Source organism: Streptomyces sp. NPDC002476 (assembly GCF_042889785.1).
GTDB lineage: Bacteria > Actinomycetota > Actinomycetes > Streptomycetales > Streptomycetaceae > Streptomyces.
The window spans coordinates 14,636-39,653 of sequence record NZ_JBIARH010000033.1 but is presented as its reverse complement, the minus strand read 5'-3'; the positions used below and the strand labels follow the sequence as shown (position 1 = coordinate 39,653).

Genomic DNA, 25,018 nt, shown 5'->3' with positions numbered 1-25,018 from the left:
GGGAGCCGCACCGCGCCGCGGGCCGTGCCCCTCGCAAGAGGGGAACGGCCCGCAGTCATGTCGTACGAGCGTGTCGGGGCGCCGCAGCACCGCACCTCGGGCGGCAGTTCGAGGACAGCCCTCAGGCGTCCACGAGGTGCTCGATGTCGGTCACCACGTACTCCCCGTACCGGAACTCCCCGCCCAGCCTCGTCAGCCGCGCGTACTGCTCCTTCGACAGACGGAGGTGGTGCGGGGACAGCGAGTCGCTTCTCATCGACAGGGCGCGCAGCAACAGACGGAAGGCGAGATCCGGGGTGCAGCGGCGGACGCACTCCGTGAGTGCCTCGACCGTCTCCTGGACGAGTACGCCGCTGAATTCGTCCACGGCGGACAGAACCCGACCGGCCAGTTCCCGCCCCTTGTACCGGTCCGCGTCGGAGAGCGTCACGGTGTCCGGACGGCGGGCGAGCCATGTGTCGCACACCTCGAAGGGAAGAAGCGGTCGACCGCGGCGTTGTAGTTGACCCGCTCCTGCCGCGTCCACGCCTCCGTGCGGGCCGCGAGCGCTTGCGCACGCATCCGAACGTGCGCGGCAGCTCAGCTGCCTGCGCAGCCCACACGTAAAGATCAAATCTGCTGGCCAGGGCACTGCGATCCGCCCCGGCGGCGAATCGCAGCCCTTGCCCTGCTCCGCAGGAGTCCAATTCCTCTCCGCCCTGAAGGGCGGAGTATCCACGGAGGAATCAGATGACCCAAGGGATGCCGAACGTGAACTCCGTGGACCGGTCCATCGGCATCAGTCGCGCGCCCCGCCGCCCACGTGGTGCACGCGCACCATGTTCGTGGTGCCGGGGATGCCGGGGGGCGAGCCGGCCGTGATGATCATGGTGTCGCCCGCGTTGTAGCGGCTCAGCTTCAGCAGCTCCGCGTCGACCAGGTCGACCATCGCGTCCGTGTTGTCCACGTGCGGGACGACGTGGGCCTCGACGCCCCAGCTCAGGGCGAGCTGGTTGCGGGTGGACTCGTCCGTGGTGAAGGCCAGGATGGGCTGGGTCGCGCGGTAGCGGGAGAGGCGGCGGGCCGTGTCACCGGACTTGGTGAACGCGACCAGCGCCTTGCCGTTCAGGAAGTCCGCGATCTCGCAGGCGGCGCGGGCCACCGAACCGCCCTGGGTGCGCGGCTTCTTGCCCGGGACCAGCGGCTGGAGGCCCTTGGAGAGCAGCTCGTTCTCGGCGGCGACGACGATCTTCGACATCGTCTTGACCGTCTCGATCGGGTAGGCGCCGACGCTGGACTCGGCGGAGAGCATGACCGCGTCCGCGCCGTCCAGGATCGCGTTGGCGACGTCGGACGCCTCGGCGCGGGTCGGACGGGAGTTGGTGATCATCGACTCCATCATCTGGGTCGCCACGATCACCGGTTTGGCGTTCCGCCGGCAGAGCTCCACCAGGCGCTTCTGCACCATCGGGACCTTCTCCAGCGGATACTCCACGGCCAGGTCACCGCGGGCCACCATCACACCGTCGAAGGCCATGACGACCTCCTGCATGTGCTCGACCGCCTGCGGCTTCTCCACCTTGGCGATGACGGGGACCCGGCGCCCCACCTCGTCCATCACCTTGTGGACGTCCTTGATGTCGTCGGCGTCCCGCACGAAGGAGAGCGCCACCAGGTCGCAGCCCATCCGCAGCGCGAACCGCAGGTCCTCGACGTCCTTCTCGGACAGAGCCGGGACGTTGACCGCCGCGCCGGGCAGGTTGATGCCCTTGTGGTCGGAGATGACACCGCCCTCGATGACGATCGTCCGAACGCGGGGGCCCTCGACCGCGACGACCTTCAGCTCGACGTTGCCGTCGTTGATCAGGATCGGGTCGCCCTTGGCGACGTCGCCGGGCAGGCCCTTGTACGTCGTGCCGCAGATCGACTTGTCACCGGGCACGTCCTCCGCGGTGATGGTGAACTCGTCCCCGCGGACCAGCTCGACGGGCCCCTCGGCGAACTTCCCCAGGCGGATCTTCGGGCCCTGGAGGTCGGCGAGCACACCCACCGCGCGGCCGGTCTCGGCGGCGGCCCGGCGGACCAGGTCGTAACGCCCCTGGTGCTCCTCGTGGCTGCCGTGACTGAAGTTGAAACGGGCCACGCTCATGCCGGCCTCGATCAGCGCGACGAGCTGCTCGTGCGAGTCGACGGCGGGGCCGAGCGTACAGACGATTTTGGAACGGCGCATGAGGCGGATCCTATCGGTTTGTTCAGTAGCGGAATATTCCGTCTGGCGGAAGGTACAAAAGGGCGCGGGCGTGCTCAGTTGTCGTCCTGTCCGACGAGCGCGAAGGTCTGGACGGCTATCTCCAGCTCCTCGTCCGTCGGTACCACCGCGACCGCCACCCGCGCGTGGTCCGGCGAGATCAGCCGCGGCGCACCGGACCGCGCGGCGTTCAGATCCGCGTCCACCGCCAGGCCGAACTCCTCCAGTCCGGCGATCGCAGCCTCCCGCACCGGTGCGGAGTTCTCCCCGACCCCCGCCGTGAACACCACCGCGTCCACCCGCCCGAGGACCGCCGAATAGGCGCCGATGTACTTCTTCAGCCGGTGCACGTAGATGTCGAAGGCCAGCGCCGCCCGCTCGTCGCCCTCGTCGACCCGGCGCCGGATCTCCCGCATGTCGTTGTCGCCGCACAGCCCGACCAGACCGCTCCGCTTGTTGAGCAGGTCGTCGATCTCGTCCGCGGACATCCCTGCCACCCGCTGGAGGTGGAAGGTGACGGCCGGATCGATGTCGCCGGAACGCGTGCCCATCACCAGCCCCTCCAGCGGGGTCAGGCCCATCGACGTCTCCACGCACCGGCCGCCCGCCACCGCTGACGCGGAGGCGCCGTTGCCCAGGTGCAGCACGATGACGTTGACGTCCTCGGGAGCGCGTCCCAGCAGCTGGGCGGCCTTGCGGGAGACGTATGCGTGCGAGGTGCCGTGGAAGCCGTAGCGCCGGATGCGGTGCGCGTCGGCAGTCTCCACGTCGATCGCGTACCGCGCCGCGCACTCCGGCATCGTCGTGTGGAACGCCGTGTCGAACACCGCCACCTGCGGCAGGTCCGGGCGCAGCGCCCGCGCGGTACGGATGCCGAGGAGGTTCGCCGGGTTGTGCAGCGGGGCCACCGGGACCAGGCGCTCGATCTCCTCCAGCACCTCGTCGTCGACCACCACCGGCTCGGTGAACCGCAGCCCGCCGTGCACCACCCGGTGGCCGATCGCCGCCAGCTCGGGGGAGTCCAGGCCCAGCCCGTCGGCCGCCAGCTCGTCGGCCGCCGCCTTCAGCGCGGTTTCGTGGTCGGGGATCGGGCCGGTGCGCTCGCGCCGTTCGCCGATGCCTCCCGCCAGCGGGGTGTGCACCAGCCGGGACGTCTCCTCGCCGATGCGCTCGACCAGCCCGGCCGCCAGCCGGGAGTGGTCGGTCATGTCCAGGAGCTGGTACTTGACCGACGAGGAGCCGGAGTTGAGGACGAGTACGCGATGCGGCGCCATGGTCGGGGAGCCCTCCGGGATCGTCGGGGTCGGTGTGGTCATGCGGTCCGCGCCTCGCCGCCCTGAGCCTGGATCGCGGTGATGGCCACGGTGTTGACGATGTCCTGGACGAGCGCGCCGCGGGACAGGTCGTTGACGGGCTTGCGCAGACCCTGGAGCACCGGTCCGACCGCGACCGCGCCCGCCGAGCGCTGCACGGCCTTGTAGGTGTTGTTGCCGGTGTTCAGGTCCGGGAAGATCAGCACCGTCGCCCGCCCCGCCACCTCGGAACCGGGCAGCTTCGTCGCGGCGACACCCGGGTCCACCGCCGCGTCGTACTGGATGGGCCCCTCGATCAGCAGGTCCGGCCGGCTCGCCCGGACCAGGGCGGTCGCCTCGCGCACCTTGTCGACGTCGGCGCCCGAGCCGGAGGTGCCGGTCGAGTACGACAGCATCGCGATCCGCGGCTCCACGCCGAAGCGGGCGGCGGTGGCGGCCGACTGCACCGCGATGTCCGCGAGCTGCCGCGCGTCCGGGTCCGGGTTGACCGCGCAGTCGCCGTACACCAGGACCCTGTCGGCCAGGCACATGAAGAAGACGGAGGAGACGATCGACGGGACGGGTCCGCCCGTCCCGTCACCGGCGTCCGCGGACCGGGTCTTGATGATCTCGAACGCGGGGCGGATCGTCGCCGCGGTGGAGTGCACGGAACCGGAGACCATGCCGTCCGCGAAGCCCTGCTCGACCATCAGCGTGCCGAAGTAGTTGGCGTCCGCGACCACGTCGTACGCCAGCTCGGTCGTGACGCCGCGGTGCGCGCGCAGCCGCGCGTACCGCTCGGCGAACGGCTGACGCAGCTCGGAGGTCTGCGGGTCGATGATCTGCGTGGCGGCGAGATCGATGCCCAGGTCCGCGGCCTTCTTCCGGATGACGTCGGGCTCGCCGAGGAGCGTGAGGTCGCAGACGTCGCGGCGCAGCAGGACATCGGCGGCGCGCAGCACCCGTTCCTCGGTGCCCTCCGGCAGGACCACCCGGCGCCGGTCGGCGCGCGCCTGCTCCAGCAGCTCGTGCTCGAACATCATCGGGGTGATCCGCCCGCTGCGGGCCACCGAGATCCGCTCCAGCAGGGCGCCGGTGTCCACATGGCGTTCGAAGAGGCCCAGGGCCGTCTCCGCCTTGCGGGGCGTCGCCGCGTTCAACTTGCCTTCCATGGCGAAGAGTTCATAGGCGGTGGGGAAGGAGCCGCCCGCCACGGAGACCACCGGCGTGCCCGGCGCGAGGCGCTCGGCCAGGGTGAGTATCTCCGGGCCGGGATGTTCGTCCAGGGTGAGCAGCACGCCGGCGATGGGCGGGGTCCCGGCGCTGTGCGCGGCCAGCGAGCCGACCACCAGGTCCGCCCGGTCCCCGGGGGTGACCACCAGGCAGCCCGGCGTCAGCGCCTTCAGCAGGTTCGGCAGCATCGCGCCGCCGAAGACGAAGTCCAGCGCGTCCCTGGCCAGCCCGGAGCCGTCGCCGAGCAGCACCGTGCCGCCGAGCGCCGCGGTGATCTGGGCGACGGTCGGCGCGGAGAGCGCCGCTTCGTCGGGCAGCACCGAGCAGGGAACGGGCAGCTGTGACGCCAGCCGCTCCGCGAGGGCGTCGCGGTCCCCGGCCGCCACCCGGTTCACGATCACCGAAACGACGTCGCAGCCGAGCCCCGCGTACGCCCGGTAGGCGTTGCGCGCCTCCGCGCGCACGGACTGCGCGCTCTGACCCCTGCCGCCGACCACCGCTATCACCGAGGCGCCGAACTCGTTGGCGAGGCGGGCGTTGAGCGCGAGCTCGTCGGGGAGCTGGGTGTCGGCGAAGTCGGTGCCGAGGACCAGGACCACCTCGTACGCCTGGGCCACCTGGTGGAAGCGCTCGACGAGCCGGGAGACCAGTTCGTCGGTACCCTTCTCGGCCTGGAGCGCGGACGCCTCCTCGTAGTCCAGCCCGTAGACCGACGCGGGTTCCTGGAGCAGCCGGTAGCGGGCCCGCAGCAGCTCGAACATCCGGTCGGGACCGTCGTGGACAAGCGGCCGGAACACCCCGACCCGGTCCACCTGACGCGTCAGGAGCTCCATGACGCCCAGATCGACGACCTGTCGGCCGTCGCCCCGGTCGATCCCGGTCACGTACACGCTGCGCGCCACGCGTGCTCTCCCGTCCATATTTGCGGTTTGGGACGTATCGCCATGTTGACGATACGCCGGGCGCGCGAGACGTCGCCCGCCGGGCGTGCTCCCCGCGTCCGCGGCGCACGCGCCCCACCGGCGCGCCGGTGATTCATCCCCGCATTCGACGGGCCACCCGCGCGGGCGTCACCGGAACGGGCGAGACCATGAGGTCCAGACCACGTGGGACAATCGTCATGTTTCACGTTTCGGGGGATCTTGTCCTCGCCCCCGGAACGCACGGCACCAGCGAGGCAGGAGACACAGGACGATGCGCATCGGAGTTCTCACGGCAGGCGGCGACTGCCCGGGTCTGAACGCAGTGATCCGGTCGGTCGTGCACCGCGCCGTGGTGGGGCACGGAGACGAGGTCATCGGCTTCGAGGACGGGTTCAAGGGGCTCCTCGACGGCCACTACCGGCCTCTCGACCTCAACGCCGTCAGCGGCATCCTCGCGCGTGGCGGCACCATACTCGGATCGGCCCGCCTGGAGCGCGCGCGGCTGCGCGAGGCCGCGGAGAACTGCGCGGAGCTGAGCCGCCGTTACGGCATGGACGCCCTCATCCCGATCGGCGGCGAAGGCACCCTCACCGCCGCGCGGATGCTGGCGGACGCAGGGATGCCCGTCGTCGGCGTCCCCAAGACCATCGACAACGACATCTCCGCCACCGACCGCACCTTCGGCTTCGACACGGCGGTGGGTGTCGCCACCGACGCCATAGACCGTCTGAAGACCACCGCCGAGTCGCACCAGCGGGTCATGGTCGTCGAGGTGATGGGGCGGCACGCCGGCTGGATCGCGCTGGAGTCCGGGATGGCGGGCGGCGCGCACGGCATCTGCCTGCCCGAGCGCCGTTTCGAGGTCGACGACCTGGTCAAGATGGTCGAGGCGCGGTTCGCGCGCGGCAAGAAGTTCGCGGTCATCTGCGTCGCCGAGGGCGCGCACCCGGCCGAGGGCTCCATGCCGTACGCCAAGGGCGAGATCGACCAGTACGGTCACGAACGCTTCCAGGGCATCGGCAACCGGCTGGCCATCGAGCTGGAGACCCGGCTCGGCAAGGAGGCCCGGCCGGTCATCCTCGGCCATGTGCAGCGCGGCGGTACGCCGACCGCGTACGACCGGGTGCTCGCCACCCGCTTCGGCTGGCACGCGGTGGAGGCCGCGCACCGGGGTGACTTCGGCCGGATGACGGCGCTGCGCGGCAACGACATCGTGATGGTTCCGCTGGCGGACGCCATCACCCAGCTCAAGACGGTCCCCAAGAACCGGATGTACGAGGCCGAGTCGGTCTTCTGACCCTTCCGCCTGCTGCCTGCCCCGCCCCGGCCCCCGTCGGCGGGCGGTCGCGGGCCGGGGCCGCGGGCTCCCGGACCGAGCCCGTGGGGCACCCGGTCGAGGGCTATCGCATCCGCCCCGTCCACACCCGTCCGTGCGTCGGTACGGCGGTGCGCGACGGCAGGCGCGAGGCCGAGCCGGTGCGGACGAGCTGCGACGGGGCGGCCCGCACGGTCCTGTTCTCCTTCGACCCGGTGACGTCTTCCCCGGATCCGTGACGACGGCGTACGGACGCGACGGTGGCGTACGGCCGTGACGGCGGGCGGTTCAGGTGCTTTTGCCCTGCATCCCCGCCGTCCGCCAGAACCGTTCCGTGATCCCCGCCAGGAAGGCCCGCTCCGCGTCGTCCGTCGCCCCGGAGGGCTCCCCGGGCGGCTCCCCGACCGCGCCGGTCCGGCCCGGTGCCGACGCGGCCAGCGCCCGGTAGTCGGCGTGGAGCTGGTCCAGCACGTCCTGGAGGAGTCCCCGCTCCAGCCGCACCAGCTTCGCCACCGCCCGGACGGGCGCCTGCCGTCGCGTCGTGACCGCGGCGCGCAGCAGTTCCGCCAGCTCCTCGTCCCGCCCGGACACCGTCACCAGCCCGGCGGCCGTCAGCCCCAGCACCTCGGCGAGCGCCGCCGACTGGCGCTCGTTGCCCCGCCAGCGACCCGACTCCTCCATCCGCAGATACGCGGCGGGCATCAGCCCCACCTGGCCGGCCAGTTCCTCCACGGTCAGCCGCCGGGCCGTCCGGTGTTCCCGCAGGGTGCGCGCCGCGGTCAGCAACTCGCCCGGCGAACACCACAACACCCCGGCCAGTGCGGTGAGTTCGTGCCCGGTCGGGACGGCGTGCCCGCGTTCCCAGGCGAGCACCGTCGCGGTGCTGATCCGGAGCCCGTACTGGGCCGCGAGGCCGTACGCGACGTGGCCGGGCAGCATCCCCAGGGCCTCACGGAGGCGGCGTGCGGCGGAGGCGTCGAAGGGGGGCCGGGAGCCGAAGGACGAGGGAGAGCCGGAGGAGTGGGAGGGGCGCACGGCTTCACCGTAGGAGCGGGCACGCCGTCCGACCACGGTGTGTTCCACCGATATCACGGCTCGTAGGAAGGTCCTATGCCGGTACGGGGCCCGTGCCCGTACGCCCCCTGTGCCGTACGGGGCCGGTCGGGCCGGGCCGCCGTCGCCACGGGGTCAGTGGTCCCGGGTCAGCCACCGGTAGTGCAGTTCCGGGCGCCCGACCTGACCGTACTGCGGCTTGCGCACCGCGCGCCCCGTCGTCACCAGGTGTTCCAGGTACCGGCGCGCGGTGATCCGCGAGATGCCGAGCTCGGTTCCGGCCGCTGCCGCCGTCACGCCGTCCGAGGCCCGCAGGACGCGGATGACGGCCTCCAGCGTCGGGGCGCTGAGCCCCTTCGGCAGCCGGTTCGGCTGCGGTGCGCGCAGCACTCCGAGCGCCCGGTCCACCTCGTCCTGACCGCTCGCCTCACCGGCCGCCGCGCGGAACTCGGCGTAGCGGACGAGCCGGTCGCGCAGCGTGGCGAAGGTGAACGGCTTCAGCACGTACTGGACGACACCGAGCGACACTCCTTCCCGGACCACCGACAGATCACGTGCCGAGGTCACCGCGATGACGTCCGCCGAGTGCCCGGCCGCGCGCAGCGAACGCAGCAGGTGCAGCCCGTGTCCGTCGGGCAGGTACAGGTCGAGGAGGAGCAGATCGACCGGTGTGCGGTCCAGTGCCCGTACCGCCTCCGCGCGCGAGTGCGCGACCGCGGCCACCTCGAACCCGGGGACGCGGCCCACGTACAGCCGATGGGCGTCGGCCGCGACGGGGTCGTCCTCGACGACCAGTACCCGGATCACGGGACGACCTCCCCGGCGGTGTGTTCCGTGCGGTCGCCGGTCGTCAGCGGCAACCGGACCGTGAACCGGGCGCCGCCCCCGGGGCCGTGGTCCAGCTCCACCGTCCCGCCGTTGCGGCGTACCGCCTGCCGTACGAGGGCCAGCCCGATGCCCCGGCCCGTACCGTGCGTGGACCAGCCCCGGTCGAACACCTCGGCGGCGTCGGCCGGATCGATCCCCGCCCCGCTGTCGGCGACCCTCAGCAGCAACTCGTCCTCCCCGGCGAGAGCGGTCACGGTGACCACGGCCCGTCCCCGGGCCCCGTCACGGGGGCCGGGCACGACGGGGGCGACGACCGAGCGGGGCGCGTCGGACACGACGGGCGCGGCCGCCGAGTGGCGCGCGTCGGGTGCGGCCGGGGCTGCGGCCGGACGGGGCGCGCCCTGCGGGTCGTGGCCGGCCGCCGCCTCCGACGCCGCGTCCACCGCGTTGTCGATCAGGTTGCCGAGGATCGTCACCAGGTCCCGGTCCGGCAGTGTCGCGGGCAGGGCGCCGTCGTCGATCAGACTGTCCTTCGCGAGCACCAGCTCCACACCCCGCTCGTGGGCCTGTGCGGCCTTGCCCAGCAGCAGCGCCGCCAGTACCGGTTCGCCCACCGCGCCGACGACCCGGTCGGTGAGGGTCTGGGCCAGCTCCAGTTCGGCGGTGGCGAAACCGACCGCCTCGTCGGCCCGCCCCAGTTCGATCAGCGAGACCACCGTGTGCAGCCGGTTCGCCGCCTCGTGTGCCTGCGAGCGCAACGCCTGGGTGAACCCGCGCTCGGAGTCCAACTCCCCTGACAGTGCCTGGAGTTCGGTGTGATCGCGCAGGGTCACGACCGTGCCGCGCCGCTCCCCGCCCACCACCGGGCGGGTGTTGACCACGATCACCCGGTCCGCCGTCAGATGCAGCTCGTCGACGCGCTCCTCGGAGGCGAGCAGCGCCCCCGTCAGCGGCGCCGGAAGCCTCAGATCGGCGACCCGGCGCCCGAGGGTGTCCGGTCCCAGCCCCAGCAGCTCCCGGCCCGCGTCGTTGATCAGCGCGATCCGGTGCTGCCCGTCGAGCATCAGCAGCCCCTCGCGCACCGCGCGGAGCGTGGCCTGGTGGTAGTCGTGCAGCCGGCTCAGCTCGGCCGCGTTCATGCCGTGCGTGTGCCGACGGAGCCGGGCGTTGACCACGTACGTGCCGAGTCCGCCGAGCACCAGCGCCCCGCCCGCGGCCAGCCCCAGCGCACTCAGCTGCGCCCGCACCTGCGAGGACACCCGGTCGACCGTGATGCCCGCGCTGACCAGGCCGGTGATCCTGCCGCCGTCCCGGACCGGGGTGACGACCCGGATCGAGGGGCCGAGGGTGCCGGTGTACGTCTCCGTGAACGTCTCGCCGCGCAGCGCCCGCGCCGTGTGGCCGAGGAACTCCTCCCCGATCCGGTCGGTGTCCGGATGCGTCCAGCGGATCCGCTCCGGGGACATGATGGTGACGAACGCGATCCCGGTGTCCCTGCGGACCTTCTCCGCGTACGGCTGGAGCGCGGCGGACGGGTCCGGGGCGCGGATCGCCTCTCGCACGGACGGGGAGCCGGCGATCGCCAGTGCCGCCGTCCTGACCTGCCGGGTCGCGGTCTCCTCCGCCTGTTTCCGCCCGGAGGTGTACGCGAAGAACGCGCACCCCGCCACCACCGCCGCGATCAGCACCACCTGCATGGCGAACAGCTGTCCGGCCAGGCTTCGCGGACGGGTACGGGGGAGACGCATGTCCCCCAGTCTGCCTGGCCGAAAACATATGAACGAAATGCACGTAACAGTGACCGCCCTCACATGGGGCGAGATATTCACCGAGGGTTTTTCCGGCCTCGATCCGCCGGACAGCCCTTGCGCCCCCAGGGACGGGGGAGCGACCCGGACGAGCCGAGGAGAACCCCCGTGGGAGTGGCAACCGCCAAGCGGGACCGCACGCACTATCTGTATCTGGCCGTGATCGCCGCCGTGGCTCTCGGCATTCTGGTGGGCTTCGTGGCCCCGGACATCGCCGTCGAGCTCAAGCCGATCGGCACCGGCTTCGTGAACCTCATCAAGATGATGATCTCGCCCATCATCTTCTGCACGATCGTGCTGGGCGTCGGATCGGTGCGCAAGGCCGCCAAGGTCGGCGCGGTCGGCGGACTCGCCCTCGGCTACTTCCTGGTGATGTCGACGGTGGCGCTCGCCATCGGTCTGCTCGTCGGCAACCTGCTGGAGCCCGGCCAGGGCCTCCACCTCACCGAGGCGGCACGCGCCGCCGGCGAGAAGCAGGCGGCGGGCGCGAGCGAGTCGACCGCGGACTTCCTGCTCGGCATCATCCCCACCACGATCGTGTCCGCGTTCACCGAGGGCCAGGTGCTCCAGACCCTGCTGGTCGCCCTGCTCGCGGGCTTCGCGCTCCAGGCCATGGGAGCGGCGGGCGAACCGGTGCTTCGCGGCATCGGTCACATCCAGCGCCTGGTCTTCCGCATCCTCGCCATGATCATGTGGGTGGCCCCGGTCGGCGCGTTCGGCGCGATAGCGGCCGTGGTCGGCGAGACCGGCGTCGACGCGCTGAAGTCCCTCGCCGTCATCATGATCGGCTTCTACGTCACCTGCGCGCTCTTCGTCTTCGTGGTGCTCGGCACGATCCTGCGGCTGGTCTCCGGGGTCAGTCTGATCGCGCTGCTGAAGTACCTGGGCCGTGAGTTCCTGCTGATCCTCTCCACCTCCTCCTCCGAATCCGCGCTGCCGCGGCTCATCGCGAAGATGGAGCACCTGGGCGTCAGCAAGCCGGTCGTCGGCATCACCGTGCCGACGGGGTACTCCTTCAACCTCGACGGCACCGCGATCTACCTCACGATGTCCTCGCTCTTCATCGCCAACGCGCTGGGCGACCCGCTGAGCTTCGGTGAGCAGGTCTCCCTGCTGCTCTTCATGATCGTCGCCTCGAAGGGCGCGGCCGGGGTCACCGGCGCGGGCCTGGCCACCCTCGCGGGCGGCCTCCAGTCGCACCGCCCCGAACTGGTCGACGGCGTCGGGCTCATCGTCGGCATCGACCGCTTCATGAGCGAGGCCCGCGCCCTGACGAACTTCGCCGGGAACGCGGTGGCCACCGTCCTCGTCGGTACCTGGACCAAGGAGATCGACAAGGAGCGGGTGGAGCAGGTCCTCTCCGGGGCGCTCCCGTGGAACGAGCGGATGCTGAGCCAGGACGGCGAGGGCGCGGAGATCCCCGAGCCGCGCGCCGACGACCAGGAACCTGCCGCGGCCAAGGCGTAGGCGCCGGACCACCGGCCCCGACACGCGCACCGGAAACACGCCGGAACACCAGCCGCGCACCAGGTGGTGCGCCGGGCGGTCACCGTACGGGCCGCCGCGGGATCTCCCGCGGCGGCCCTTCGCGCTTCCCGCCTCGACACCGCGTCTCTTCCCGCCTCGGCGCCCGCGACTCTCCTCGCCTTGACGTCCGCGTCAATGTCTACGGTCGACATCATGCGGACAGGGGAACTGGCCGAGCGGGCCGGGACGACCACACGGACCCTGCGGTACTACGAGTCACGGGGACTGCTGCCCGAGCGGCGCACCGAGAAACGGGTACCGCGCGTACGACGGGGACGACCTGCGTCTCGTCGAGCAGATCCGGACCCTCCAGGACTTCGGGTTCGAGCTGGAGAGACCCGCCCGTTCGTCGGCCGGGTCCCGGCGATCGGCGCCTTCCGGCCGACACCTCGTGTATCGGCCATTGTCGCCGAGGCACCCCCACGCGGGTGGGCGGGCGGCGCTAGCGTGACGGGCGCCATCACTCCGAGCAATCCATCGATCGCACAGGGGGACCCGTCATGAATCCGCGTGCAAGCCGCGCCTTGCCCAGGGCGTTGGCTGCCCTCGTGGCCGCGCTGGCCGTCGTACTCGGCCTGACCGCGCAGACCGCAACGGCGCGGGCGGCCGAGGCGTCCGGCCTCGCCGGGCTGACGTTCACCGCGGCCGGCAACGGCCGGAACCTGGACGTGCAGAACGGCAACACGGGGGACGGCGTCTACGTCGTCACCAACTCCGCGCCCGGCCACCACCAGCAGTGGACCGCCAACAAGCAGGCCGACGGGTCGTTCACCCTGGCCAACGACTTCACCGGGAAGTGCGTGGCGACCGGCCTTCCGCTGAGGCAGCAGTCGTGTTCCGGGGCCGCCTCCCAGCGCTGGTACTTCCAGCCCGTCACAGGCGTCGCCAACACCTTCATGATCCGCAACGCCGGTGACAACAAGTGCGTCGACATCGTCCTGAACGCCCAGTACGACGACGCGTGGACCCAGACCTACGGCTGCAACGGCTCCGCCGCGCAGCAGTGGAAGATCCCCGCCGCGGCCTCGGGCGCCGCCCTCGACGCCGCCGTGGAGTACGCCTCCAAGCGCTGCCAGAAGGACGCGGCCACCTGCTCGTGGACGAAGGGGACCCAGGCCCCCGCCGAGCCGCTGCCCGTCGAGTGCGTCTCGCCCGTCTGGTACAACGGCACCGCTGCGCCGGTGCCGTGGACGTTCTCGCTGACCACCACCAGCGGATGGACGAGCACGCTCGGTGTGTCCTTCACCTCGGGCGTGGGCTCGGGAGCGGCAAGCCCCGTCCAGGCGAGCGTCTCCCACACCATTTCCGGCAGCGTGACGTACAACCTGAGCGAGACGCTGGGGAACAGCCTGACCATCACCGTCCCGCAGCAGCAGTACGGCTGGGTGGCGCTGTCGAAGCTGGCCACGAAGGTGACCGGCGACTGGACCTTCGACGCGAACGGATACCCGTGGAAGGCGCACGACACCGTCACGGTGCCCCTGATCAGTGACGACCAGGGCCACGCGAGCGTCTACCTGGCGAAGACCGCACCCGAGTTCACCACCTGCGGCTGACCCCGGACGCAGCCGCGATCAGACCGGCCGCAGCCACACCGTCGCCAGCGGCGGGAGCGTCGGCGTCACGCTGGCGTTCCTGCCGTGGGCCGGGACGGCCTCCGGCTCCAGCGGGCCGGGGTGGCACACGCCGCTGCCGCCGTACCGCGCCGCGTCCGTGTTGAGCACCTCCGCCCACGCCACCCGGCCGCCGAGCACGTCCGGCACGCCGATGCGGTAGTCGTGCCGCACCACCGGGGAGAAGTTGCTGACGGCGAGCAGCGGCGCACCGTGCCTGTCGTGGCGCAGGAAGGCGAAGACGTTGTCCTCGGCCGCGCCGCCGTCCACCCAGGAGAAGCCCTCCGGCACGGTGTCGCACTGCCAGAGCGCGGGCGTGGCCCGGTACACCGCGTTCAGATCGGCGACCAGGTCGCGCACGCCCCGGTGGTCGCCCGCCGACGCGTACGTCGGGTCGAGCAGCCACCACTCCGGGCCGTGCTCCTGCGACCACTCCGCACCCTGCGCGAACTCCTGCCCCATGAAGAGGAGTTGCTTGCCGGGGTGGGCCCACATGAAGCCGAGGTACGCGCGATGGTTGGCGCGCCGCTGCCACCAGTCGCCGGGCATCTTGCTGACCAGCGCCTGCTTGCCGTGCACCACCTCGTCGTGCGAGATCGGCAGCACGTAGTTCTCGCTGTACGCGTACACCATCGAGAAGGTCATCTCGTCGTGGTGGTACTTGCGGTGCACCGGCTCCTTCGTCATGTACTGGAGGGAGTCGTGCATCCAGCCCATGTTCCACTTCAGCCCGAAGCCCAGCCCGCCGTAGCCGCCGTGCCCGACGTGGTGGGTGGCCCGGGTGACGCCGTCCCAGGCGGTGGACTCCTCGGCGATGGTGACGACGCCGGGGTTGCGGCGGTAGACGGTGGCGTTCATCTCCTGGAGGAAGGCGACGGCGTCCGGATTCTCCCTGCCCCCGTGCTCGTTGGGGGACCACTGCCCGTCCTCGCGCGAGTAGTCGAGGTAGAGCATCGAGGCGACCGCGTCGACGCGCAGCCCGTCGACGTGGAACTCCTCGCACCAGTAAGTGGCGTTGGCGACCAGGAAGTTGCGCACCTCCTTGCGCCCGTAGTCGAACTCCAGCGTCCCCCAGTCCGGATGCGCGGCCCGCGCCGGGTCGGAGTGCTCGTACAGCGGGCGGCCGTCGAACTCCGCGAGTGCCCAGTCGTCGCGCGGGAAGTGCGCAGGCACCCAGTCCACGATCACCCCGATACCGGCCCGGTGCAGCGCGTCGACGAGGTGACGGAAGTCGTCCGGCGTGCCCAGACGGGACGTCGGCGCGTAGAAACCCGTGACCTGGTAGCCCCAGGACCCGCCGAAGGGATGCTCGGCGACCGGCATCAGCTCCACGTGCGTGAAGCCCAGATCTCGTACGTACCCGGGGAGCTGCTCGGCCAGTTGACGATAGGTCAGACCCGGTCGCCAGGACGGCAGATGGACCTCGTAGACGGAGAACGGCGCCTCGTGCACCGGCACGTCGCCGCGGTGCGCCATCCACTCCTGGTCCCGCCACTCGTGGTGCGCGGCCGTCACGATCGACGCGGTGGCGGGCGGCACCTCGGTGCGGCGCGCCATCGGGTCGGCACGCGTCGTGTGCGAACCGTCGGGGCGGCAGATGTCGAACTTGTACAGCGCGCCCTCGCCGATCCCGGGCAGGAACAGCTCCCACACCCCGCTGGCGCCCAGCGAACGCATCGGGAACCCGGCGCCGTCCCAGAAGTTGAAGTCCCCGACCACCCGCACCCCGCGCGCGTCGGGTGCCCAGACGGTGAACCGGGTCCCGGCCACGCCCTGGTGCTCCATGGGGTGTGCGCCGAGCGCGGTCCACAGCTCCTCGTGCCGCCCCTCGCCGATCAGATGCAGATCGAGTTCACCGAGCGCGGGCAGGAAGCGGTACGGGTCGTGCACCTCGGTCTCGGCGTCCTCGTAGGCCACCTGCAATCGGTACTCGGGCAGCGAGGGCATCGGCAGCAGCCCGGAGAAGAGTCCGTCCCCGTCGTCGAGGAGCCGCACCCGCAGCCCTTTGGCGAGTACGGTCACGGACCGCGCGAACGGGCGCAGCGCCCGGAAGACCACCCCGCCGCGCACCGGATGGGCGCCGAGCAGGGCGTGCGGGTCGTGGTGCTCCCCGGCGAGCAGCCGGGCCCGGTCGCCGTCGTCGAGAGGGCTCGCCTCGCGGACCCCCTGGCCGCCGGAGCACTCCACGCGCACACGCGCGGGTGCGGTCCGCTCGGCGGCCCGTCCCGCCCCGTCCCGCTCGGCGGCGGGCCCCCTCCGCCGGGCCGGGGCAGCGAGCGGTGCGGTGGTGGCCGGGGCGGCGGCCGGGGCGGCGGCCGGTGCGGAGGCGACCGGGGCGGTGGCGACCGGGGCAGTGACCGGTGCGGCGGCGGCCGGAAGTGTGGCGGGCGCTTCGTCGACGGGCGTGTTGCGGAACGGCTTACGGGCGGTCACGGGGACGGCCTCCTTCGCGGGGTGGTGGGGGAGAGCGAACGGGGAGGACAGATGTCGGCCGGATGCCGGGCAGCCGCCGGGCAGACGGCCCGTCAGTCGGAGACGGCGGCCAGACGGTGGATCGCCGCCATCGGGACCGGCAGCCAGTCGGGCCGGTGCCGTGCCTCGTACAGCACCTCGTACACCGCCTTGTCGGTCTCGTGGGCACGCAGCAGCTCCGGTTCGCTGCGCGGGTCGACGCCCGCGGCCTCGGCGTAGCCGTCGCAGTACGCGGTCCGGCAGTGCGCCGCCCACTCGGCGTTCCACGGGCGGTGCGAACGGGCCGCGTAGTCGAAGGAGCGGAGCATGCCGGCGACGTCGCGCACCGGTGGCTGCGGGCGGCGGCGCTCGGCCAGCGGCCTGGCCGGCTCGCCCTCGAAGTCGATCAGCGACCAGAAACCGTCGGCCGCGCGCAAGGTCTGGCCGAGATGGAGATCGCCGTGGATCCGCTGGGCCGCCCGGTCGTGGCCCCGGTCCCCGAGCGAGGCCACCGCGTCGAACGCCGCGCGCAGACCGGGCACGTACGGCACGAGCGCGGGCACCGCCCGCGCCGCGGCCTCCAGTCTGCGCACCATCCCGGCCGCCAGGTGCGCGGTCTGGGCGGGGCGCAGGACGGGCGTGGGCAGCGCGGCGGCCAGCGCGGTGTGGACCTCCGCGGTCGCCCGGCCGAGGGCGTGCGCCTCTTCGGTGAAGTCGTGGCCCCGGGCGAGGGCGCGCAGGGCGAGCTGCCAGCCGTCCTCCGCGTCGCGCAGGTACGGCTGGAGAACGCCGAGGGTGAGCGGTTCCGGCGCGACGGACTCGAACCAGGCGACGGGGGCGGGCACCCGGCCGCACCCCTCGCGGGCGAGCGCCAGCGGCAGTTCCAGGTCGGGGTTGGTGCCCGGGAACACCCGGCGGAAGATCTTGAGGATGTACGCGTCGCCGTAGACGAGCGAGGTGTTGGACTGCTCGGTTTCCAGCACGCGCGGCGCAGGTCCGGCGGCGACGGGGGCGCCGCCCCGGCCGAAGTGCAGGGCGCCCAGCGCGCCGGGGGTGCGCAGCCGCTCCAGCAGGAGCGCGGCGAGGCGGGGATCGCGCAGCCCCTCGTAGACCGCGCGGCCCGCGAGCGGTCCGTTCGCCGGACGGCCGATGAGCGCGGGCGCCAGCGGGGGAGGCAGCGCGGCCCGTACTCCGAGCAGCAGTTGGTAGCAGTCGGCGGGCCATCGCGCGGGCGCCGCCGGCTGATGGGCCCGTACCAGCAGATGGAGCAGCCCGGCCCCGGATCCGGCGGTCACGGAAGGGGCGTCCACCGGCAGCATCTCGGTCGCCGACACCAGCGAGAAGCCGGTGATCGGCTGCCCCTTGCCCGCGAACCACCGCTGCCGGGGCAGCCATTCGTGCAGCAGGGGCACGAGAGACGGAAGCAGAGCTGTGCTGTCGGCCAGGGCGACCCGGATGGATGCAGCCTCCGACATGGCAACGCTTCCTTTCCCCGGGCACACCACAGGATGCGAAGAGTGTTCCGGATTGCGGCATTGACTGCCCGACTGTGCGGGACGTGTCGGGTCAGGATGGTCCGTACGGACTCGGCTCGAAGAGGGGCCCGGAAGCGTTCGACGCGGCGAATGGGCGAGAGGAGCGAGAGAGGGGAGAAGGGCGTTCCCCGTGCGGGGCGGCGGTCACCGCCCCGCGTTCAGTCGCTGCGAAATGACGTACCGTCAGCTCGACGGCGCGTCCTTCCGCAGCCGGAACCAGTAGAACCCGTGCCCCGCCAGCGTCAGCAGATAGGGCAGCGAGCCGATGGCCGGGAAGCGCACCCCGCCGATCAGCTCGACCGGATGGCGCCCGTCGTACGAGCGCAGATCGAGTTCCGTGGGCTGCGCGAACCGCGAGAAGTTGTTCACGCACAGCACCAGGTCGTCCCCGTGCTCGCGGGTGAAGGCGAGCACCGCCGGGTTCGACGACGGCAGTTCGTCGAACGAACCGAGCCCGAAGGCGGGGTTCTGCTTGCGGATCTCGATCATCCGCCGGGTCCAGTGCAGCAGCGACGACGGGGAGGCCATCGACGCCTCGACGTTGGTGACCTGGTAGCCGTAGACCGGGTCCATGATCGTGGGGAGGTAGAGCCGCCCGGGATCGCTGGAGGAGAAGCCCGCGTTGCGGTCGGGCGTCCACTGCATCGGGGTGCGCACCGCGTCGCGGTCGCCCAGCCAGATGTTGTCGCCCATCCCGATCTCGTCCCCGTAGTAGAGGATCGGGGAGCCGGGCAGGGACAGCAGCAGCGCGGTGAACAGTTCGATCTGGTTGCGGTCGTTGTCCAGCAGGGGCGCCAGGCGCCGCCGGATGCCGATGTTGGCGCGCATCCGCGGGTCCTTGGCGTACTCCGCGTACATGTAGTCACGTTCCTCGTCCGTGACCATTTCGAGGGTGAGCTCGTCGTGGTTGCGCAGGAAGATGCCCCACTGGCAGTTGCTCGGGATCGCCGGGGTCTTCGCCAGGACTTCGGAGACCGGGTAGCGGCTCTCCCGCCGGACGGCCATGAAGATCCTCGGCATCACGGGGAAGTGGAACGCCATGTGGCACTCGTCCCCGCCGCGCTGGTAGTCGCCGAAGTAGTCGACGACGTCCTCCGGCCACTGATTGGCCTCGGCGAGCAGCACGGTGTCCGGGTAGTGCGTGTCGATCTCCTCGCGCACCCGCTTGAGGAAGTCGTGCGTCTCCGGGAGGTTCTCGCAGTTGGTGCCCTCGCGCTGGAAGAGGTACGGCACGGCGTCCAGCCGGAACCCGTCGATGCCGAGGTCCAGCCAGAAGCGCAGCGCGGCCAGGATCTCCTCCCGCACCGCCGGGTTCTCGTAGTTGAGGTCGGGCTGGTGGGAGAAGAACCGGTGCCAGTAGTACTGCTTGCGCACCGGGTCGAACGTCCAGTTGGACGTCTCCGTGTCGACGAAGATGATCCGGGCGTCCGGGAACTGCTTGTCGTCGTCGGCCCAGACGTAGTAGTCGCCGTACGGCCCTTCCGGGTCGGTGCGGGACTGCTGGAACCACTCGTGCTGATCGCTCGTGTGGTTCACGACGAAGTCGATGATCACGCGCATGCCGCGCTGGTGCGCGGCGTCGACGAACTCGACGAAGTCGGCCAGGTCGCCGAACTCCGGCAGCACGGCGGTGTAGTCGGAGACGTCGTAACCGCCGTCGCGCAGCGGGGACTTGAAGAACGGTGGCAGCCAGAGGCAGTCGACGCCCAGCCACTGGAGGTAGTCCAGCTTGGCGGTGATGCCCTTGAGGTCGCCGACGCCGTCGCCGTTGGAGTCCTGGAAGGAACGGACCAGTACCTCGTAGAAGACGGCGCGCTTGAACCAGTCGGGATCGCGGTCCTTGGCGGGGGTGTCCTCGAACGTGTCGGGGACGGGCTCATTGACGATCATGGTGTGGGTGACCCTCCGGTAGACGGGGACGGTCGCAGGGCCACGATGTGCGCGGGCGTGACGCCCGGCTCCAGGCGCACATAGAAGGTCCTGCCCCAGTGATAGGAGTCGCCGGTGAGCTCGTCGCGCACCGGCACGCTCTCGTGCCGGTCGAGGCCGAGTCGCGTCATGTCCAACGAGACCGTGGCCTCCTGGGTGTGGTGCGGGTCGAGGTTGACGACCACCAGTACGGTGTCCCGCCCCGAGCGCTTGCTGTACGCGATCACTCCGTCGTTGTCGACGGAGTGGAAGTGCACGTCGCGCAATTGCTGGAGAGCCGGGTGACACCGCCTGATGCGGTTGAGACGGGTGATGAGCGGGGCCAGCGTGCGGCCCTCGCGCGCCGCCGCATCCCAGTCCCTGATCCGGATCTGGTACTTCTCCGAGTCGAGGTATTCCTCGCTGCCCGGGCGCACCGGAGTGTTCTCGCACAGCTCGTAGCCCGCGTACACGCCCCAGGAAGGCGCCAGCGTCGCGGCGAGCACGGCCCGTGCCTCGAAGGCCGGGCGGCCCCCGCCCTGGAGATGGCCCGGCAGGATGTCCGGGGTGTTCACGAAGAAATTGGGCCGCATGAACGGGGCGGTCTCGCCCGCCAGTTCCGTGATGTATTCGGTGATCTCCTTCTTGCTGTCGCGCCAGGTGAAATATGTGTAGGACTGCTGGAAGCCGATGGCGGCCAGCGTCCGCATCATCGCGGGACGGGTGAATGCCTCGGCCAGGAAGATCACATCCGGATCGGTCCCGTTGATTTCGGCGATCACCTTCTCCCAGAAGACCACCGGTTTGGTGTGCGGATTGTCGACCCGGAAGATCCGTACTCCGTGGCCCATCCAGAAACGCAGAATGCGAACCGTTTCCTCGACCAGGCCGCGCATGTCCTTGTCGAAGGCGATCGGATAGATGTCCTGGTATTTCTTCGGCGGATTCTCGGCGTGGGCGATCGAACCGTCGGCGCGATGCCGGAACCAGTCGGGGTGCTCCTGGACCCAGGGGTGGTCGGGGGAGCACTGGAGCGCGAAGTCCAGCGCGATCTCCATGCGCAGCCTGTGCGCCGCAGCGACGAAATCGTCGAAGTCGTCGAGGGTGCCGAGATCCGGGTGGACGGCGTCGTGACCGCCCTCGGCCGATCCGATCGCCCACGGCACGCCGACGTCGTGCGGTGCGGCGGAGAGGGAGTTGTTGGGGCCTTTGCGATGAGTGGTGCCGATGGGGTGGATGGGCGGAAGGTAGACCACGTCGAATCCCATGGCTGCGACAGCGGGCAGCCGCTCGGCGGCGGTACGGAAGGTGCCGCTGACGATCCGCGGCGGCGCGGCCGTCGTGGCCCGGGCCGGTCCGGTCCGTTCCGACCGCCCGGTCCGTCCGGCCGGCTCGGACACCGCGACCGCCCCGGCAGGCCCGGCCGCCCCGGCCGGCTCGACGGTGGCGCCCTCCGAGCGGGGGAACAGTTCGTACCAGGAGCCGAACAAGGCCCTTCGGCGCTCGACCAGCAGCGGCAGCGGGGCGGACCCGGTGACCAGCTCGCGCAGCGGATGGCGGTCGAGCGCGGTCCGTACCTCGGGGGCCAGCGCCGCGGCCAGCCGGGCGGCGGCCGGACGGGACGCGTCGCGCAGCCCGTCGACCGCGGCCAGCACGGCCTCACGCCCGTCCCGCTTGGGCACGCCCATGGCGGCCCGCTCGTGCAGTTCCACGCCCTCCGCCAGGACGAGCGCGGTGTCGATCCCCGCCGGGATCTTGATGCCGGCCTCGTGCCGCCAGGTGGTGACCGGGTCGCTCCACGCCTCGACCGCGTACGTCCAGCGCCCCTCGGCGTCCGGGGTGACGTCGGCGCCCCACCGGTCGGTGCCGGGGGCGAGTTCGCGCATCGGCGTCCAGGGCCCGGGCCGCCCGTTCGGGTCCAGCAGGACCACGTTCGCGGCGACGGCACCGTGGCCCTCCCCGAAGACGGTCGCGGTGACCTGGAAGGTCTCGCCGGTGACCGCCTTGGCTGGCCTTCTGCCGCAGTCGACGAGGGGGCCGACGTCGAGGACGGGAATGCGACCGATCATGGAAACCTCTGGGGACGGGGCTCGGGCCGAGCAGGGCGCGCCGGTGTCGCGGAGGGCCGAATGCGCCCACCGCGACCGACGGGGGTCCGTCCTTTCTAGCCGCTTCCGGCCGCTCGGTCGGCGGCTGACGGTGTGTGGCCGTGGCCGCTTCTTTCGCATTCACTCAAATGGCACTCGAACGGCCGGGTGCGAAAGTGACCCGCGTGCGCGAAAAGGCTCCTGAGGGCCGTCCCGGTTTCGTAGCGCGTTCGGGCGAAATTCACGGGACGCGGGAGGTGCCGGGGCCGTATTCGTCCATTCGGGCCCGAAGGGCATGGCCGCGCACCGCCGAGGCATTCCATGAACAGCCGGGAATCCCGCAGGGTGACGGAGCCGCGCACGCCGTGGTGCATCCGCCGGGAACGGCATGTCCCCTGTCAAAGGGCTGTCCCGTAATCCCTGGCGGGCGCGCGACGACAGCTGCGGCGCCTCGCCGCGTTGTCGGAACGTCGGCGTACGTCCAGTATGCGGATGCCCCTCCGCCTTGCGATGCACCGCATCCGACGCCGCGCGCTGGTCCGCCACGGATTACGGGACAGCCCTAAGGTGGAACGTGTGAAGGCCATTCGTCGATTCACCGTGCGTCCCGTCCTCCCCGAACCCCTTCGACCGCTCAGCGACCTCGCCCACAACCTGCGCTGGTCCTGGCACACCGAGACCCGTGAACTCTTCCAGGCCGTCGACCCGGAGATCCGGCGGACGGCGGAGTGCGACCCCGTGCGGCTGCTCGGCACCGTGTCGGCCGCGCGGCTCGCCGAGCTGGCGGCGGACGAACAGTTCTTGCAGCGGCTGGCCGAGGTGTCCGCGGATCTGCGGAACTATCTGGACGGGCCCAGGTGGTACCAGGAACAGCTCGGCCGGGGTGTGGAACTCCCGGCCGCCGTCGCCTACTTCTCGCCCGAGTTCGGCGTCACCGCCGCCCTGCCCCAGTACTCCGGCGGGCTCGGCATCCTCGCCGGGGACCACCTCAAGGCCGCCAGCGACCTGGGCGTCCCGCTCGTCGCCGTCGGCCTGCTCTACCGGCACGGCTACTTCCGCCAGAGCCTGTCCCGCGACGGCTGGCAGCAGGAGCACTACCCCGTGCTCGACCCGGACGAGCTGCCGCTCACCCAGCTCCGCGAGGCCGACGGAACCCCCGGCCGGGTGGTGCTCGCGCTGCCCGGCGGCCGCTCGCTGCACGCCCACATCTGGCAGGCCCGGGTCGGACGCGTACCGCTGCTGATGCTGGACTCCGAGGTGGAGGAGAACGCGCCCGGCGAACGCGAGGTGACCGACCGGCTGTACGGGGGCGGCAGCGAGCACCGGCTGCTCCAGGAGATGCTGCTCGGCATCGGCGGGGTACGGGCGGTGCGCACGTACTGCCGCCTCACGGGCCACCCGGCGCCCGAGGTGTTCCACACCAACGAAGGGCACGCCGGATTCCTCGGCCTCGAACGCATCCGTGAACTCGCCTGCTCGGGGCTGGACTTCGACGCCGCGGTGGAGTTCGTACGGGCCGGAACGGTCTTCACCACCCACACGCCCGTGCCGGCCGGGATCGACCGCTTCGACCGCGAACTCGTCGCCCGGCACTTCGGCGACGAGGGCGAACTCCCGGGCGTGGACATCGAACACGTCCTGGACCTGGGCACGGAGACCTACCCCGGCGGCGACCCGCGCGTCTTCAACATGGCGGTGATGGGGCTGCGCCTCGCCCAGCGTGCCAACGGCGTCTCCACCCTCCACGGACGGGTCAGCCGCGAGATGTTCGCCGGGCTGTGGCCGGGCTTCGACGCCGAGGAGGTGCCGATCAGCTCGGTGACCAACGGAGTCCACGCACCCACCTGGGTCGCCCCCGAGATCCTGCGGCTGTGCGGCCGCTGCGGAGGGTCCCCCGGGCGATGGGACGGCGCCGCCGGGCCCTGGGACGGTGCCACCGACATCCCCGACGGCGAACTCTGGTATTTGCGAAGGGAGTTGCGCGCCCAGCTGGTTGCCGAGGTACGCGAACGGCTCCGCGTGTCCTGGCGCGACCGGGGCGCGGAACCGGCCGAACTCGGCTGGATCGACGGCGTGCTGGACCCGGACGTGCTCACGATCGGCTTCGCCCGGCGCGTGCCCTCGTACAAGCGGCTGACGCTGATGCTGCGCGACCGCGACCGGCTCAGGGAACTGCTGACCCATCCGGAGCGCCCGGTCCAGATCGTCGTCGCGGGCAAGGCCCACCCCGCCGACGACGGCGGCAAGCGGCTGGTGCGGGAGCTGGTGCGGTTCTCCGACGACCCCCGGGTCCGCCACCGCATCGTCTTCCTGCCCGACTACGGCATGGCCCTGGCGCAGAAGCTCTACCCGGGGTGCGACATCTGGCTCAACAACCCGCTGCGTCCCCTGGAGGCGTGCGGCACCAGCGGAATGAAGGCCGCGCTCAACGGCTGTCTCAACCTCTCGGTCCTCGACGGCTGGTGGGACGAGTGGTACGAGCCGGACTTCGGCTGGGCGATCCCCACCGCCGACGGTCTGGCCGTGGACGAGGACCGCCGCGACGACCTGGAGGCGGGCGCGCTCTACGAGCTGATCGAGGACCGCATCGCGCCGCGTTTCTACGACCGGGACGACGAGGGGCTCCCGGGACGCTGGATCGAGATGGTCCGGCGCACGCTGCGCGACCTCGGCCCCAAGGTCCTCGCCGGGCGCATGGTCGCGGAGTACGTGGAGCGGCTGTACGCGCCCGCGGCGCTGGCGCAACGGGCGATGGACCGCGGCGCGGCCCGCCGTCTCGCCGGCTGGAAGGCTGCGGTCCGCACCGCCTGGCCACGGGTCGCGGTCGACCATGTGGCGGCCGAGGTGCCGGACACGGCGGAGGGCTCGGCCGAGCTGGGCTCGACGCTGATGCTGCGGGCCAGGGTCACCCTCGGGGAGCTGGAGCCGGAGGACGTGGAGGTGCAGGCGGTGGCCGGCCGGGTGGACGCCGCCGACGGGATCTCGGACGCCCAGGTCCTCCCGCTGAAGCCCGCGGGCGGCCAGGACCTGGAGGGCCGCTGGCTCTACGAGGGGCCGCTGGTGCTCGACCGCACCGGCCCGTACGGCTACACGGTGCGGGTGCTGCCCGCGCATCCGCGGCTGGCGACCGGCGCCGAGCTCGGACTGGTGGCGCTGCCGACGGAGACCACGGCGGACGGCGCGGGCCTGCTCATGCGCTGAGAGCCTGTCGGGTGACC

At 71.6% G+C, this 25,018-nt stretch carries 16 protein-coding genes and 2 pseudogenes; 6 read left to right on the top strand and 12 right to left on the bottom strand.

What is annotated here, in order from left to right; translation table 11 throughout:
* Positions 1–121 precede the first annotated feature (121 nt).
* From ACFYXM_RS28760 to pta, 5 genes and pseudogenes are all read right to left on the bottom strand, one after another.
* The gene (locus ACFYXM_RS28760) at positions 122–466 is read right to left on the bottom strand and encodes a hypothetical protein (RefSeq protein ID WP_389293650.1); all 345 of its coding nucleotides are present in this window, start codon (positions 464–466) and stop codon (positions 122–124) included.
* Positions 467–495: 29 nt separating this feature from the next.
* Positions 496–626 (bottom strand): annotated as a pseudogene (locus tag ACFYXM_RS28755) (RNA-guided endonuclease TnpB family protein); the annotation flags it as partial.
* 152 nt (positions 627–778) lie between these two features.
* Positions 779–2,209, bottom strand: coding sequence for a pyruvate kinase (pyk, locus tag ACFYXM_RS28750; RefSeq protein ID WP_389293648.1), 1,431 nt, complete (start codon positions 2,207–2,209; stop codon positions 779–781).
* Positions 2,210–2,283: 74 nt separating this feature from the next.
* Positions 2,284–3,501 carry an acetate kinase gene (locus tag ACFYXM_RS28745; protein WP_389293723.1) on the bottom strand — a complete coding sequence of 406 codons (1,218 nt, stop codon included), beginning with the start codon at positions 3,499–3,501 and terminating at the stop codon, positions 2,284–2,286.
* Positions 3,502–3,539: 38 nt separating this feature from the next.
* Complete coding sequence (pta, locus tag ACFYXM_RS28740; protein WP_389293646.1) at positions 3,540–5,654, bottom strand: phosphate acetyltransferase; 2,115 nt, start codon at positions 5,652–5,654, stop codon at positions 3,540–3,542.
* Between the two features lie 292 nt (positions 5,655–5,946).
* On the opposite strand from pta, the gene ACFYXM_RS28735 reads away from it, so the two are divergent.
* Together ACFYXM_RS28735 and ACFYXM_RS28730 are read left to right on the top strand one after the other, a co-directional pair.
* Entirely contained in the window at positions 5,947–6,972 is a 1,026-nt protein-coding gene (locus tag ACFYXM_RS28735) for an ATP-dependent 6-phosphofructokinase (protein WP_389293644.1), read from the top strand.
* A gap of 83 nt (positions 6,973–7,055) precedes the next feature.
* The gene (locus ACFYXM_RS28730) at positions 7,056–7,229 is read left to right on the top strand and encodes a hypothetical protein (RefSeq protein ID WP_389293643.1); all 174 of its coding nucleotides are present in this window, start codon (positions 7,056–7,058) and stop codon (positions 7,227–7,229) included.
* 49 nt (positions 7,230–7,278) lie between these two features.
* Here ACFYXM_RS28730 and ACFYXM_RS28725 read toward each other — a convergent pair whose 3' ends face one another.
* The 3 genes from ACFYXM_RS28725 to ACFYXM_RS28715 all read right to left on the bottom strand — a co-directional run bounded on the left by ACFYXM_RS28725 (position 7,279) and on the right by ACFYXM_RS28715 (position 10,619).
* Positions 7,279–7,929: a helix-turn-helix domain-containing protein gene (locus ACFYXM_RS28725; RefSeq protein WP_389293722.1), complete on the bottom strand. Its 651-nt coding sequence runs from the start codon at positions 7,927–7,929 to the stop codon at positions 7,279–7,281.
* A 249-nt stretch (positions 7,930–8,178) separates the two neighbouring features.
* Positions 8,179–8,850, bottom strand: a complete 672-nt coding sequence (locus tag ACFYXM_RS28720; RefSeq protein WP_389293642.1) for a response regulator — start codon at positions 8,848–8,850, stop codon at positions 8,179–8,181.
* Positions 8,847–10,619 carry an ATP-binding protein gene (locus ACFYXM_RS28715; RefSeq protein WP_389293641.1) on the bottom strand — a complete coding sequence of 591 codons (1,773 nt, stop codon included), beginning with the start codon at positions 10,617–10,619 and terminating at the stop codon, positions 8,847–8,849. The genes ACFYXM_RS28720 and ACFYXM_RS28715 overlap by 4 nt, the downstream gene beginning before the upstream one ends.
* A 63-nt stretch (positions 10,620–10,682) precedes the next feature.
* On the opposite strand from ACFYXM_RS28715, the gene ACFYXM_RS28710 reads away from it, so the two are divergent.
* The 3 genes and pseudogenes from ACFYXM_RS28710 (at position 10,683) to ACFYXM_RS28700 (ending at position 13,762) form a co-directional block, all read left to right on the top strand.
* Positions 10,683–12,146, top strand: coding sequence for a cation:dicarboxylate symporter family transporter (locus ACFYXM_RS28710; RefSeq protein WP_389293640.1), 1,464 nt, complete (start codon positions 10,683–10,685; stop codon positions 12,144–12,146).
* A gap of 213 nt (positions 12,147–12,359) precedes the next feature.
* Positions 12,360–12,557, top strand: a pseudogene (locus ACFYXM_RS28705) (MerR family transcriptional regulator); the annotation flags it as partial.
* Between the two features lie 149 nt (positions 12,558–12,706).
* Entirely contained in the window at positions 12,707–13,762 is a 1,056-nt protein-coding gene (locus tag ACFYXM_RS28700) for an RICIN domain-containing protein (protein ID WP_389293638.1), read from the top strand.
* A gap of 18 nt (positions 13,763–13,780) precedes the next feature.
* Here the strand turns inward: ACFYXM_RS28700 and glgB are convergent, their stop codons facing one another.
* The 4 genes from glgB to ACFYXM_RS28680 form a co-directional block, all read right to left on the bottom strand.
* Positions 13,781–16,252, bottom strand: a complete 2,472-nt coding sequence (gene glgB / locus ACFYXM_RS28695) for a 1,4-alpha-glucan branching enzyme (protein WP_389293636.1) — start codon at positions 16,250–16,252, stop codon at positions 13,781–13,783.
* A 92-nt stretch (positions 16,253–16,344) separates the two neighbouring features.
* Entirely contained in the window at positions 16,345–17,745 is a 1,401-nt protein-coding gene (locus ACFYXM_RS28690) for a maltokinase (protein ID WP_389293634.1), read from the bottom strand.
* Positions 17,746–17,988: 243 nt separating this feature from the next.
* A complete protein-coding gene (gene treS / locus ACFYXM_RS28685; protein WP_389293632.1) occupies positions 17,989–19,695 on the bottom strand; it encodes a maltose alpha-D-glucosyltransferase in 1,707 nt (568 codons plus the stop codon).
* A complete protein-coding gene (locus ACFYXM_RS28680) occupies positions 19,692–21,782 on the bottom strand; it encodes an alpha-1,4-glucan--maltose-1-phosphate maltosyltransferase (protein ID WP_389293631.1) in 2,091 nt (696 codons plus the stop codon). Before ACFYXM_RS28680 ends, treS begins: the two co-directional genes overlap by 4 nt.
* A 594-nt stretch (positions 21,783–22,376) precedes the next feature.
* On the opposite strand from ACFYXM_RS28680, the gene glgP reads away from it, so the two are divergent.
* Complete coding sequence (glgP, locus tag ACFYXM_RS28675) at positions 22,377–25,001, top strand: alpha-glucan family phosphorylase (RefSeq protein WP_389293629.1); 2,625 nt, start codon at positions 22,377–22,379, stop codon at positions 24,999–25,001.
* The last annotated feature ends 17 nt before the right edge of the window (positions 25,002–25,018 follow it).